The organism is Acinetobacter sp. ANC_7512 (assembly GCF_056779935.1).
Genome location: NZ_JBWYIX010000010.1, coordinates 93,972 through 108,401, shown reverse-complemented (window position 1 = coordinate 108,401; position 14,430 = coordinate 93,972). Strand labels below are relative to the sequence as shown.

The following is a 14,430-nucleotide window of genomic DNA, read 5'->3' as shown; positions in this document are numbered from 1 at the left end:
GATTTATTCAGGCTTTTTTTCAAATGAATGCTGATCAGTTGCAAAAAACTCTTAGAGCCAGTCAATACGCGGAACAAGTTTATAATTTACATCAAACATTATTAGAACAAGATTATTCATCTGATCAATTTAATAAATTTTTAAGTACTGAACAAATCTATCACATTGTACAAAAAGAACTTGCTGACATTCAGGATGAAAAAGAATGGATGCAAAAAATTCGAATTTTGCGAGCACGGTTAATGTTTCGGTGGATTTGGCAGGATGCGAACCGCCTCATTTCAGTTATTACATTGACTCGTGAGCTTTCAGACTTTGCCGATGCCAGTATTGATGCAGCCAAAAGCTTCGCTTATCGTCCATTGCAAGCCAAACATGGAGAGCCGATCGGCTATAACGGTAAGCTTCAAGACCTTATCGTGATTGCAATGGGTAAATTGGGGGCTCAGGAACTTAATTTATCCAGTGATATTGATCTTATATTTGCCTTCGATGAGCAAGGTGAAACCAATGGTCGTAAATGTATTGATGTTCAGCAATTTTGCATCCTTTGGGGGCAAAAAATTATTTATTTGTTGGAACATATCACCGCAGATGGATTTGTATTCCGAGTGGATATGCGATTGCGACCATGGGGTGATGGTTCAGCACTAGCAATCAGTCATGCGGCACTTGAAAAGTATCTCAGTCAACATGGGCGTGAGTGGGAGCGTTATGCATGGATAAAGGCGCGTATTGTTACAGGAGGAAAGGAAGGGGATGAGCTTCTGGAAATGACTCGACCTTTTGTATTCCGCCGTTATGTGGACTACACTGCTTTTGCAGCGATGCGTGAAATGAAAGCGATGATTGAGCGTGAAGTTCAACGTAGAAATATTGAAGATGATATTAAACTTGGTGCAGGTGGTATTCGTGAAGTCGAGTTTATCGTTCAAGTTTTCCAGTTGATTTATGGTGGTTCAAAACTTGAGCTACAAGACCGTCAATGTTTAGTGAGTCTACATCATTTGGGGGTTGTTGGATTACTTGAACCTGAAGTGGTGGATGAGCTTGAAAATGCTTATTTATTCTTGCGTCGTGTGGAACATGCCATTCAAGCGTTGAACGACCAACAAACTCAATCACTGCCTACAGAACCTGACCAAAGAAATCGCATCGTAGAGACACTTGGATTTGAGAGTTGGGATGCTTTCTTAAATGTTCTCAATGATAAGCGCGCTATAGTAACTTATCAGTTTGAGCATTTAATTAAAGAAAAAGAAGTAGATCCATTGGTTGAAAGCTTTAGCCAAATAGAGCAGCAATTGAATGAAGTTTTAGATGAGTCTGCTAAAAATTTGGTTCGTGAATTTTGGTATGGACATGCCATAAAAAAATTACCCGCTAAAGCAGTTAATCGTTTAAAAGAGTTTTGGCCTCATCTGATTCAAGCTGTTCTTGAATCGGATAATCCACAAGTCGCTTTGGTAAGGCTGATGCCACTGGTTGAATCTGTGATGCGGCGAACAGTCTATCTAGTGATGTTAATTGAAAGCAAAGGAGCATTACAGCGACTCGTTAAAATGGCGACTGTAAGCCCATGGATTTGTGAAGAGCTAACCCATTATCCAGTTTTACTCGATGAGTTTTTATCAATGGATTTTGAGCTACCTAAACGCCAAGATTTGGAGGATTCACTCAGACAGCAGCTGTTGCGTATTGAAATTGATCAAGTGGAAGATCAAATGCGCGTATTGCGCTTATTCAAAAAATCGAATGTTTTGACTGTAGCAGCAAGTGATGTATTGGCTGAAAGTCCACTGATGCGTGTGTCTGATGCGCTCACCGATATTGCTGAGGTTTCAGTTCAAGCAACTTTGAATTTAGCATATCAAATTACAGCAAAAAAACATGGTTACCCAGTAGATGCAGATGGTCAGCGTTGTTCAAAAAATCATATGGCATTCAGTGTCATTGGGTATGGGAAATTAGGCGGTATTGAACTTGGGTATGGTTCAGACCTTGATTTAGTCTTTATCCACTATATGGATGAGCAGGCAGATACAGATGGCTTGAAACCAATTAGTGGTTTTGAATTTGCGATGCGTGTTGGGCAAAAGCTCATGTCGCTGATGACAACCCAAACTTTAGATGGTCGTGTGTATGAGATTGATACACGATTGCGTCCTTCAGGAGAAGCTGGGCTTCTCGTCACAAGCCTTAAGGCTTTTGAGCAATACCAACTTAAAAATGCATGGCTTTGGGAGCATCAAGCGATTGTTCGTGCGCGTAGTATAGCGGGTGAGCAAAGCTTAAGAGAAAAGTTTGAGGAATTACGCTGTCGTATTTTAACTTTGCCTCGAAATGAAGAAACGGTGAGAGCAGAAGTGCTAAAAATGCGTCAAAAAATGAAAGACCATTTAGGCTCATCAAATGAGCAAAAAAAAGATGGAATTTTTCATTTAAAACAGGATGCAGGTGGTATCGTTGATATCGAATTTATGGCACAGTATGCAGTATTAGCATGGAGTGGGACGAATCCTGATCTCGCCCATTACTCCGACAATGTACGAATCCTTGAGGATGCCGCAAAAACTGGCTGCTTATCCAGCGCCGATGCGACAGCATTGATTCAAGCTTATCTCCGTGAACGTGCCGAGAGTCATCGTTTAGCCCTTGCAAATCAATCCATGCAAGTGAGTGCTGCGAATTGGCTCGATACCCGTAAGGTCGTTTGCAAGCTATGGCAAAGATTAATAGATCCAACTGCATCAGTAGTTGGATAGAAATGACTGTGTATAAAAATTTGGAGTTTAGGTCATGAATTTGGCTGATCGTGATGGTTTTATTTGGCAAGATGGACAATTAGTTGATTGGCGTGAAGCAAAAACTCACGTCTTAACACACACTTTACACTACAGTATGGGTGTGTTTGAGGGTGTCCGTGCCTACGAAACTCCGAATGGAACGGCAATTTTCCGTTTAAAAGAACACACTAAACGTCTTTTAAACTCTGCCAAAATTTATCAAATGAAAGTTCCGTTTGATCAGGCGGCATTAGAACAAGCTCAAATTGATGTGGTGCGTGAAAATAAATTAGCTTCTTGCTATTTACGTCCAATTATCTTTATTGGTTCGGAAAAGCTAGGTATTGCAGCGACGGATAATACAATTCATGCAGTGGTTGCTGCGTGGAGCTGGGGCGCTTACCTTGGTGAAGAAGCAATGGCGAAGGGTATTCGTGTAAAAACTTCTTCTTTTACACACCATCACCCTAACGTGACGATGTGTAAGGCGAAAGCATCAGGAAACTATACGCTGTCTATTTTGGCACACCAAGAAGTTGCGCACTCAGGTTATGACGAAGCAATGTTACTTGATCCACAAGGTTATGTGTGTCAAGGTTCAGGTGAAAACGTATTCTTAGTGCGTGATGGCGTGATTCATACCCCTGATATCGCTGGTGGTGCTCTTGATGGTATTACTCGTCAAACCATTATTACGATTGCGAAAGACCTTGGATATGACGTTGTAGAGCGCCGTATCACACGTGATGAATTCTATATCGCTGATGAGGCATTTTTTACAGGTACAGCGGCAGAAGTAACGCCAATCCGTGAATATGATGATCGTCAAATCGGTGAAGGTGTTCGTGGTCCAATCACAACACAAATCCAAAAAGCATACTTCGATGCCGTACAAGGTAAAGACCCTAAATATGCTCACTGGTTAACATATGTGAAGTAATTAATGCTTTGAAAAAAGGACTCAATTGAGTCCTTTTTTAATCATCTTTACCAAAAATATCTCTGGTATACACTTTATCTGCAACATCATTTAGTTTATCGCAATGACGATTACTAATAATTAAATCTGCTCTTTTTTTAAATTCTTCCAGTGTTTTGATGATTTTTGAGTTTTGAAATTTTTTCGATGAAAGTGTGGGTTCGTAAATAATGATCTTGATTCCTTGTGCTTTGAGACGACGCATAACACCTTGTATTGCTGACGATCGAAAATTGTCTGAACCACTTTTCATGACCAAACGATATATCCCAACAACGCTAGGGCATCTCTCCAAAATAGACTGTGCAATAAAATCTTTGCGAGTAATATTCGCATCTACAATGGCTTGAATTAAATTGCTTGGAACTTGGTCATAGTTGGCGAGTAATTGTTTAGTATCTTTAGGAAGACAATATCCGCCGTAACCGAATGATGGATTGTTATAAAATTTACCAATTCGAGGATCTAAACAAACACCCTCGATCATTTGGCGAGTGTCCAATCGGTATATTTGAGCGTAAGTATCTAGTTCATTGAAGAATGCAACGCGCATAGCTAAATAGGTGTTTGCAAAAAGTTTGATTGCTTCTGCCTCGGTGGAGTCAGTGAACAAGACTGGACAATCTTTTTTATAAGCACCCTCTATGAGCATGTTTGCAAATTGATGTGCTCGTTCAGAATTTTCACCCATTATAATTCTTGAAGGATATAAGTTATCTAGCAATGCTTTTCCTTCTCTGAGAAACTCAGGTGAAAATATAATATTCTGTGTTTCAAATTTACTTTTTAGTTGTTGGGTGTAACCTACAGGAACTGTCGATTTGATAATGATCGTCGCTAATGGATTGATACTTAAAATCTCAGTGATCACAGATTCAACACTTGAAGTGTCAAAATAATTGGTTTTAGGGTCATAATCAGTTGGCGTCGCAATAAGAATATAGTCTGCCTGAAAATACGCATCCACAGCATTAGTTGTTGCTTTAAAGTTTAATGGTTTATTACTTAGAAAGTCAGAGATTTCTCTGTCTTGTATAGGTGAGATTTTCTTGTTCAATAAATTTACTTTGTTTTGATCAATGTCTAAGGCGGTGACTTCATGATGTTGCGCTAAAATCATCGCATTTGAGAGACCGACGTACCCAGTGCCGACAATAGTAATTTTCATTATTTTAGTTCAAGCCAGATTAAATTTAATTTGACAAAATAGGGTTTCTAAGACGTGACAATTTAATGAAGATTTGATTTCAATTTGGACGAGTTTGAATTCTTATCGTTCAAGAATATTTTAACTCTGTGGTATGATGCAGCTATTGATTCGGTGGAATAAAACGGCATGTCAATACATGTAAACAATGTCTTATTAGAAGAAGAGATTGCACAAGAACAGAACATTGTTTTGTGTATGAAGTGGGGAACCAAATATGGTTCTGAGTATGTGAATCGGCTTTACAATATGGTGAAACGACACACGACTGTTGATTTCCAGATGGTTTGTCTCACTGACCGTACAGAAGGAATTGATCCAAATGTTAAATGCTTTCCTATTCCACCGTTAGCATTGCCTGAAGGCGCGCCTGAGCGTGGTTGGAACAAACTTTCAACTTTTGAGCCTGACTTATATGGCTTAAAGGGTAACGCGCTATTTTTAGATTTGGATGTTGTTATCGTTGATAACATGGATGATTTTTTCACTTATCCAGGTGATTTTTTAATTATTCACGACTGGAAACGACCATGGCGAATCACAGGTAATAGCTCAGTATATCGTTTTAAATTGGGCGCTTTCCCTGGATTATTACCATATTTTCGTGAGAACTTTGATGAGATCCGAAAAAAATTCCGTAATGAGCAAGCCTATTTGTCATGGTATGTAGATAAACATGCGAAGCAAACTTATTGGCCAGATAGCTGGTGTAAAAGTTATAAATATCACTGTTTACAAAAAATCCCAATGGCTTTTTTTAAGCCACCAGTAAAACCTGAAGGTGCTAAAATTATTATTTTCCATGGTGAGATTAATCCACCTGATGCAGTTAATGGTGGCGGTGGTAAATGGTACCGCTATGTGTTGCCAAGTCAATGGATTAAGGATGCTTGGCGCTAAACATGGAAATGTTGAATAGACAAGAAAGAGCATACCGTTTATCTGTTGTGATGATGGTAAAAAATGAGGCTGAGAATTTAGCAGTTAGTTTACCTGCATTGCGTGGTTGGGTAGATGAAATCATTGTGCTTGATTCTGGAAGTACTGATCACGGACGTGAACTGGTCGAAGCTGCTGGCGGTCAATGGTTTGTGAATACAGATTGGCCTGGTTTTGGTAAACAGCGTCAATTGGCGCAAAGCTATGCGACTGGTCATTGGATTCTAGCATTGGATGCTGATGAAGAAATTACTGAAGAATTAAAGCAAAGCATTTTAAAAGTTATCCAAAACCAACCTGCAAATATCGTTTATGGAATTAAACGCGTTGATTGTGTTTTTGGACATGAGATTGACAATCGTTATTGGTCAATAAAAGCGCATTGGCGTTTATATCCTAAATCATTTCAATATAACGATAATTTAGTGCATGAATCTATTGTTTTGAATCAAGCTAGAACAGAAACATTGAATGGATTCATGTTGCATCATACTGCACCTACACCAGAATTTTTACTCAGCAAAAGACTCCAATACGCGAAAGCGTGGGCAGTTGATCGTTTTAATCGTGGAAAATCAACTTCATCATTTGCAATTTTACTGCATGCATTCTGGGCATTTATAAAACAATATATTGTAGATGGTCGTTTTTTGAAAGGCCGCTATGGTTTTTTATACTCGTTAATATTTGCGCAATATACTTTTAATAAATATGCAATTTTGTATGATCTACATCATAACAATGCCGAAGGAAAGTTTGTTGCTGAACATCAAGCATTGCAGAATCTAACTTCAATCGAGCTTGGGACAGAAAAAAGATCCACTTTATCATTGGTGATTATTTTAAAAAATGAGTCAAGACATTTGGCAGATTGCTTAGATAGTGTGGTTGATCTCGTGGATGAAATCGTCATTCTAGATTCAGGAAGCACGGACAATACTCGAGAAATTGCTGATCGTTACGGTGCAAAATGGTTTGTGAATACTGATTGGAAAGGTTTTGGTAAGCAACGTCAATTGGCTCAAAGTTATGCCACTCAAGATTATGTGTTGGTTCTAGATCCAGATGAGCGATTGGATCAACCTTTACGTGATTCGATTGCAGAAATTCTAAAGCAGCCAGTACAGTATGATCGAGTGTTTAGTTTGGCGCGAGTGAATTTATTCTGTGGTGTTGAAGTTCAAAAACGAGGCTGGTACACCGACAAACTTGCAAGACTTTATTCACGTGAGCATTTTAAGTATTCAGATTTAGAAGTGCATGAATCTTTAGACCAAAAAGGGGTTTCAGCACAATGTTTGCCAGGTTATTTGGCTCATTTGACCAACGATGATTTACATCATTTCTTGCTCAAAAATGTTCGATATAGTCATGATTGGGCAAAAGATAAGTTTAAAAATGGAAAAAAAGTCAGTTTAATTGCCTTAATATTTCGATCAATATTTTCATTTATTCGAGAATATATTATCCGAGGTGATTTTGTTGGTGGAGCATATGGATTATTTTTGGCAATCGCTTCGATGGGATACACCTTTAATAAATACGTGATGCTTTGGCAAATGAATCAAGAGAAGAATAAATGAATATTGTAATCGCAAATATGTCGACGATTCCAGTTTTTGCTTACGGTGGAACGGAGCGAGTTATTTGGGATTTAGCAAAAAAATTAGTCGAGTTCGGTCATAAAGTCACATTTATCGTCCCGAAGGGCTCAACTTGTGATTTTGCAGAAGTTATTGAAATTGATCCTTTTAAATCTTGGAATCAATTAATTCCTGAAAATACAGATATCGTTCATTTTCAATTCCAACCTAAAAACCTTGAAATTGATATACCTTATGTTGTGACAGAACATGGTAATGCTCAAGTGGGTGATTTGTTAGATAGAAATACTATTTTTGTTTCAAAAAATCATGCAGAGAGACATCAGTCGAACAGTTTTGTTTATAACGGCCTCGATTGGTCAAATTATGGTAATGTGAATTGGAAAGCCAAGCGTGATTATTATCATTTCTTAGGTAAAGCGGCTTGGCGTTTAAAGAATGTCAAAGGTGCGATCAATGTTGCTTTAAAAGCGAAGCAAAAATTAGATGTATTGGGTGGTGACCGCTTTAATTTTAAACGAGGCATACGCTTAACATTTTCTCCAAATATTCGTTTTCATGGTATGGTGGGCGGTCAAGAAAAACTCGCACTATTAAATGGTTCAAAAGGTTTGATTTTTCCAGTGCGTTGGCATGAACCATTTGGTTTAGCGATTATCGAAAGTATGTATTTCGGGTGTCCAGTTTTTTCAACGCCTTATGGGGCTATTCCAGAATTAGTTCCTCATTTTTGTGGAAAACTTTCACCTCAAACCGATGAGTTAGTCGATGCTATTTTGAATCAGAAATATGATCCTTTACAGTGCCACGAACATGTTAAAGAATATTTTAATGCTGAAAAAATGATGTATGGATATTTAGAAAAATATCAAATGGCTGTTGAGGGTAAAGCATTTAATTATCAAGCTCCATCATTATTGAAAGATAGCACTCATTTAGATTGGCATTAAAAATGCTAAACTCTCATGTAGTTTTTAAATGTATTGCAAAGGTTCTAATGTGTAATTAGACAAACTAGAAAAACTCACTTTTATGGATAGATATTTTTTAATTAATCTAAATTAAAGTATAATGTATATGTTTTTTTCATACTAGAACTGTTGAATGTGAAATTTATTAACAACCATAATGTATTAACTTTTTTTATTTTATAAGCTTAGTAAAAAGTAGATCCCCAATTTTATATGAAGAGTTTTGTTATAAGTTTACCTTCTGCTCATGAGCGAAGGAGTCATATCACTGAGGAATTTCATGCAAAAAAAATTGATTTTGAGTTTTTTGATGCTCTAACTCCCGATTTAGCCTACGAAATTATAAAATCCGATTTTGATTTTTTTGACCTGACTAAAATTAGTGAAGGTGAATTGGCGTGTGCATTGAGCCATATTACTGTTTGGAAGAAAGCGCTGAATGATGGTTTGGATTATGTTGCGATCTTTGAAGATGACATTTTTTTAACTGAAAATGCATCTTTATTTTTAAAGGATAGTAGTTGGTTAGAACAAAATATAGATATTTTAAAGATTGAAACTTTCTTCGAGAGAGTAATTTTAAAAAAATCAAAATTAAGTAAAGAAAAACATGTAATAAGTGAGCTAAAAACAGATCACTTTGGGGCTGCGGGATATATACTTTCGAAAAAAGCCATAAAGAATATTCTAAACTATATTCAGCATCAAACAACGTTGAAACCATTGGATCACATACTATTCTCTGATTTGCTTAAACACAATGATTATATTGTTTATCAGTTGGAACCTGCCATTTGTATACAAGAGAAAGTTCTCAAGCAAGAAATTACGCTCGTTAGTTCGCTAGATGCTTTCCGCAACAATTTTAAAGTACCAAAACAAATGTTGAGCATTGATCAAAAAATCAAACGAGAATTTCTTCGTTTGATTCATAAGTTGAGGCTATGTTTGTTTGCTAGAAAAGTAGAGTTTAAGTAGCTGAATTATGAGAAATTTTGTTATTAGCTTAGAGACTGCTAAGAGCCGACGTGAACACATAAGCATTGAATTCAATCGTCAAAATGTTGGTTTTGAGTTTTTTAATGCGATTACACCTGATTCTAGTCAGAAATCGATTAACTTATTGGATCTAAATTTTCAAAAGACAGAGCTTACAGAAGGTGAAATAGCTTGCTTATTGAGTCACCTCACTTTGTGGAAAAAAGCAGTTGATGAGCAATTTGATTTTATTACTATATTTGAAGATGATGTTTACCTGGGTCAAGAGAGTCATCTACTTTTAGAGAATTATAATTGGATACCAAAAGATACACATATAATCAAACTTGAAGTTTTCTCAAAAAAAATAAAAATGGGTTATCAAAAGCAAGCTATAGTACCTGGTAAACGAGCGTTGTATCAGCTGAATGGTATACACTTAGGTTGTGCTGGCTATATTTTATCTAGAAAGGCTTGTGAACAATTATTGCAATATGCTCGAAGTCTTGATGAAATGGTGGCTGTTGATCATATAGTTTTTGAATTATTTGATCAGTCAACTCAGTATACTCCATATCAATTAAGTCCTGGGTTGTGTATTCAAAGCGATATATTAAAGCCTACACAAAAAGAAATTTTTGAAAGTAGTTTAGAGCAGAATCGTCGTAAGCGTTTTGATATTCAAGTACAGCATATCAAGCAGAAATTGACGTTTAAACAAAAGGTTGTACGGGAGTGGTTTAGACTCATTCAGCAACTGTTGGATGTATATCAGCACCGAACAATTAAGTTTAAATAGGAAAAATATCGATGGGTGATGAGAAGGTTATTCTAGCTGCTGCTACAGGTTACAGTGTTTCTCAAATTTTAGCGTTCATAAACTCTTTAGATCATACTGGATTTGATGGTGAACTTGTTTTAATCATTTATCGTAAACAATTAGAAGAATATAGAAAACACTTAAAGCATATTCAACACTACACTATTAATTACCAATTTAGTTCTATGGGTAAGCTACACTATCGTAATGATTATGTTGGATTACTCAAACATAAGTTGGCACGACGTTGCGCCACTCTGTTTTTTCAATTTGTAGCTAAAATTCCAATGCAAGGTTGGAAAGAAATCGCTTTGAACTATGCGAGTTATCCTCATATAGGTCGTTTCTTTGAGTATCAAAAAGCGATTCGACTTCGTCCAAATGCTAAAAAAATTCTTTTATCTGATATTCGGGATGTAATTTTCCAAGCTCCACCACTTGATGGCATCGTACATGGATTGTATGTCGGGATGGAAAAACAAAAGGTTAAATTAAAGGATGAGGCTTATAACGCTGACTGGATTAAAGATGCATACGGTGTAGAAGTCTTAGAGCAAATGGGAATGCAGCAGATTTCATGTTCAGGAGTAAGCTATGGTGATCGAGAGTCAATGCTGGCTTATATTCAGTTAATGATAAGTGAGTTTTGTAATATTCCATATAAAATCATGTCGAATCGAATTTATGATCAAGCCATGCATAATAAGTTGATATTCGATGGTCGTATACCCAATATTCAATTCTGCCAACCCAATGATTCCAATATAATAACTTTAGGGTTATTTTCGCAAGAAGAGATATCTTTGTTAGATGGCAAAATAGTCAATAAAGATCAATCTGTGATTCCTATAGTGCACCAATATGATCGACATAAGTTTTTATTAAAAATTTTAAACCCTTAAGTATTTAATTTATATTTAAAAATTAATAATTTATTGATAATAGGTGAATCTTGTCAGATGAATACTGACTTAATTTAAGCAAGAGAAGAATGAAGAGGGAAGTAAGCTCAATGCTTATTTATCCGCATTTCCTTTAATCACCATATAAATAAGTGCGGCGATTGAACCAAAAGCTGCAATAAAACTACTCGTACTAAAGAACACGATACGCTGATAAGTGGTGAGGTTAAATAATTGTTCATTCAAGATATAACGCATAAATGCCCATTGCACGATGCAAAATACAATAATAATGATTGTATGACGACGAACATCAGGACGCATAGCCATATGAATGAACTCTTAAATATTTTCTGAGATTATGCCATTTTTGAGCGTTTATCTCAATGAAATAAAAACCCTGCAGTTGCAGGGTTTTTATTTAGATCAACAAAACGTTATTCTTGTGATTCAGCTTTTGGTTTTTCACGTAAGCGAATACCAAGATCACGAAGTTGAGTTGATTCAACTGGTGCAGGAGCTTGTGTTAAAGGACATTCCGCAGTTTTCGTTTTCGGGAATGCAATCACATCACGAATAGAAGAACCACCTGTCATTAACATCACAAGACGATCTAAACCGAATGCTAAACCACCGTGTGGAGGTGCACCATAACGTAAAGCGTTCAATAAGAAGCTGAATTTCTCTTCTGCCTCTTCTTCACCAATACCTAATGCTTCAAAAATTGCTTTTTGCATTTCTAAGTTATGAATACGAAGCGAACCACCACCGATTTCAGTACCGTTAAGTACCATATCGTAAGCAACAGACAATGCAGCACCTGGGTTATTCTTCACTTCTTCAACGCTAGATTTTGGCAATGTGAATGGGTGGTGAACAGAGGTCCATTTACCATCATCAGTTTCTTCAAACATTGGGAAATCAACAACCCAAAGTGGTGCCCACTCGCAAGTTGCCATCTTCATGTCATGACCGACTTTGATACGTAAAGCACCCATTGCATCGTTTACAACTTTCGCTTTATCTGCACCGAAGAATACGATATCGCCATTTTCAGCACCCACACGTTTTAATAGATCAAGCACGATTGGCTCGATGAATTTCACGATAGGAGATTGTAAGCCTTCGATACCTTTTTCAAGTTCGTTAACTTTGATGTACGCCAAACCTTTTGCACCGTAGATGCCAACAAATTTAGTGTACTCGTCGATTTGGCTACGTGGAAGAGAGCCTGCACCTGGAACACGTAATGCAACAATACGACCTTTAGGATCTTTAGCAGGGCCAGCGAATACTTTGAACTCTACGTCTTGCATTAAATCTGCAACGTCAACGAGTTTAAGTGGAATACGTAAGTCAGGCTTGTCAGACGCATAGTCGCGCATTGCATCTGCATAGGTCATACGTGGGAACTTATCAAATTGAACATTAAGAAGTTCTTTAAACATCTTAACTGTTAAACGTTCCATTAAATCCATGATGTCATCGTCACTCATGAACGATGTTTCAACGTCGATTTGTGTAAATTCAGGCTGACGGTCAGCACGTAAGTCTTCGTCACGGAAACATTTAGCAATTTGGTAATAACGATCAATACCACCCACCATTAACAATTGTTTAAACAACTGTGGTGATTGCGGAAGAGCGTAGAAACTACCATTTGATACACGGCTTGGAACTAAATAGTCACGCGCACCCTCAGGAGTCGCACGTGTCAAAATAGGTGTTTCAACGTCTAAGAATCCATTTTCTTCGAAATAGTTACGAATAAGGTTTGTTAATTTAGAACGGAAACGTAAACGCTCTAACATTTCTGGACGACGAATGTCCAAGAAACGATATTTCAAACGAATTTCTTCTGAAATATTAGTATTATCATCATTTAATGGAAATGGTGGAGTTTCAGACGCTGCTAGAACTTCAATTTCTTTACCTAATACTTCGATTTGACCACTCACCATGTTGGCATTTTCAGTACCAGCATAACGACGGCGAACGCGACCAGTAATTTTTAATACAAATTCAGAACGAGCTTTATCAGCTGTTTCGAAAGCTTCTGGTGTATCAGGATCAATAACGACTTGAACTAGACCATCACGGTCACGCATATCAAGGAAAATTACACCACCGTGGTCACGGCGACGGTGTACCCATCCGCAAAGTGTAACGGTTTGATCAATTTGAGCTTCGGTTAATGAACCGCAGTAATGAGTTCGCATCATAGCGTTAAAAATCCAACTATATGGGTTAATGAAAGCGTATACGTAAACAGCGTAACGCCTTTATACAAAGGGTGAATTATGCCTCTTTGAGACTACAGTCACAAGGAGAAGATTATGAAAGCCCTATTATTTAATACAAATTTAAAATTAAGACGATCCTTCGAATAATTCCAATTGATCTAGGATTTGAAAAACAAGCGCACAAATCGCAAACGTCAATAGAAAGCCTCTAAAGAAATAATTAATTGAGAAGCCAATGTAACCATATAGGTCATTTAAAATGGCTGTATTGTAATTAGAGTTGAAATGAATAAATCCAAATAATCCACCTAATATTGAAATTAGCACGGATACCACAGCAAAAATAGTGATAGAACGAGTTACTCTGAATGGTTGACGGTAAGTACAAAAATATTGTTTTGCAAACCATAAAATAAAGGGCAAAACGATAATAGAGGTACCAACCTGTAAAATTCGATGGAGGGAGTAGTGTTGTCCGAAAAGATTGATTTGCTTAGCTAATAGATCATGAAAAGCAAAGGTTCTGTAATCAACATGAGTTAAACCATCCCAAAGGATATGACTGCTGATACCCAAGATTAATGAAATATTGATCAGCACCAAGAATTGAAAGACAGATCTAAAGTTCGAGAGTTTTAAGGGATTGTAAATACCAACCCATCTAAAAAAAGTAGGTCGTAATAGTGCATACCACAATAGACAGAATGCCATTCCCACCAATAAATTGGGATATAGCAATGCGCTCCATTGATGTGAGATTTGGATATGTTCGTCTGTAAAAAGACGAAATAAGTCAGGGACCATGCAACCAATTGCTAGAGCAGAAATAGGAAGTGTTCCTTTCGATGCTTTATGCAAAATTGGTGCGAGTACAGCATGTGAAATTGTAAAGGGCATTGCTGAAATATATCAAAAAAATGCTATCAGAATTTTATAGATTAACATTGATATGTAACCCATTGGTTTAATTATATGAAGGTAATTAATTTGGGGTAAATGAA

General features: G+C 37.0%; 12 protein-coding genes. 8 read left to right on the top strand and 4 right to left on the bottom strand.

What is annotated here, in order from left to right; all coding sequences use genetic code 11:
* Nucleotides 1-23: 23 nt before the first annotated feature.
* Both glnE and AC1M9H_RS10690 read left to right on the top strand, forming a co-directional pair.
* Nucleotides 24-2,765, top strand: a complete 2,742-nt coding sequence (gene glnE, locus AC1M9H_RS10695; protein WP_481613354.1) for a bifunctional [glutamate--ammonia ligase]-adenylyl-L-tyrosine phosphorylase/[glutamate--ammonia-ligase] adenylyltransferase — start codon at nucleotides 24-26, stop codon at nucleotides 2,763-2,765.
* Nucleotides 2,766-2,799: 34 nt separating this feature from the next.
* Nucleotides 2,800-3,726 (top strand): branched-chain amino acid transaminase, encoded by a 927-nt coding sequence (locus AC1M9H_RS10690; protein WP_035265589.1) that lies wholly within the window; start codon nucleotides 2,800-2,802, stop codon nucleotides 3,724-3,726.
* A 37-nt stretch (nucleotides 3,727-3,763) separates the two neighbouring features.
* Here AC1M9H_RS10690 and AC1M9H_RS10685 read toward each other — a convergent pair whose 3' ends face one another.
* Nucleotides 3,764-4,933, bottom strand: coding sequence for a nucleotide sugar dehydrogenase (locus tag AC1M9H_RS10685; RefSeq protein WP_481613353.1), 1,170 nt, complete (start codon nucleotides 4,931-4,933; stop codon nucleotides 3,764-3,766).
* Between the two features lie 168 nt (nucleotides 4,934-5,101).
* On the opposite strand from AC1M9H_RS10685, the gene AC1M9H_RS10680 reads away from it, so the two are divergent.
* The 6 genes from AC1M9H_RS10680 to AC1M9H_RS10655 all read left to right on the top strand — a co-directional run bounded on the left by AC1M9H_RS10680 (nucleotide 5,102) and on the right by AC1M9H_RS10655 (nucleotide 11,186).
* Nucleotides 5,102-5,872, top strand: a complete 771-nt coding sequence (locus AC1M9H_RS10680) for a glycosyltransferase (protein WP_481613352.1) — start codon at nucleotides 5,102-5,104, stop codon at nucleotides 5,870-5,872.
* An 11-nt stretch (nucleotides 5,873-5,883) separates the two neighbouring features.
* On the top strand, nucleotides 5,884-7,494 hold the full coding sequence (locus AC1M9H_RS10675; RefSeq protein WP_481613386.1) for a glycosyltransferase family 2 protein: 1,611 nt from the start codon (nucleotides 5,884-5,886) through the stop codon (nucleotides 7,492-7,494).
* Nucleotides 7,491-8,465 (top strand): glycosyltransferase, encoded by a 975-nt coding sequence (locus AC1M9H_RS10670; protein WP_481587165.1) that lies wholly within the window; start codon nucleotides 7,491-7,493, stop codon nucleotides 8,463-8,465. Before AC1M9H_RS10675 ends, AC1M9H_RS10670 begins: the two co-directional genes overlap by 4 nt.
* A gap of 234 nt (nucleotides 8,466-8,699) precedes the next feature.
* Nucleotides 8,700-9,464, top strand: a complete 765-nt coding sequence (locus AC1M9H_RS10665; protein WP_481613351.1) for a glycosyltransferase family 25 protein — start codon at nucleotides 8,700-8,702, stop codon at nucleotides 9,462-9,464.
* 7 nt (nucleotides 9,465-9,471) lie between these two features.
* On the top strand, nucleotides 9,472-10,263 hold the full coding sequence (locus AC1M9H_RS10660; protein ID WP_092767583.1) for a glycosyltransferase family 25 protein: 792 nt from the start codon (nucleotides 9,472-9,474) through the stop codon (nucleotides 10,261-10,263).
* Between the two features lie 11 nt (nucleotides 10,264-10,274).
* Nucleotides 10,275-11,186: a hypothetical protein gene (locus tag AC1M9H_RS10655; RefSeq protein ID WP_481613350.1), complete on the top strand. Its 912-nt coding sequence runs from the start codon at nucleotides 10,275-10,277 to the stop codon at nucleotides 11,184-11,186.
* A gap of 114 nt (nucleotides 11,187-11,300) precedes the next feature.
* Here the strand turns inward: AC1M9H_RS10655 and AC1M9H_RS10650 are convergent, their stop codons facing one another.
* The 3 genes from AC1M9H_RS10650 to AC1M9H_RS10640 form a co-directional block, all read right to left on the bottom strand.
* Complete coding sequence (locus tag AC1M9H_RS10650) at nucleotides 11,301-11,516, bottom strand: hypothetical protein (RefSeq protein WP_035265580.1); 216 nt, start codon at nucleotides 11,514-11,516, stop codon at nucleotides 11,301-11,303.
* Nucleotides 11,517-11,623: 107 nt separating this feature from the next.
* Nucleotides 11,624-13,408, bottom strand: a complete 1,785-nt coding sequence (aspS, locus tag AC1M9H_RS10645; RefSeq protein WP_035265578.1) for an aspartate--tRNA ligase — start codon at nucleotides 13,406-13,408, stop codon at nucleotides 11,624-11,626.
* A gap of 147 nt (nucleotides 13,409-13,555) precedes the next feature.
* Nucleotides 13,556-14,326 carry a DUF4184 family protein gene (locus AC1M9H_RS10640; protein ID WP_481613349.1) on the bottom strand — a complete coding sequence of 257 codons (771 nt, stop codon included), beginning with the start codon at nucleotides 14,324-14,326 and terminating at the stop codon, nucleotides 13,556-13,558.
* Nucleotides 14,327-14,430 lie beyond the last annotated feature (104 nt).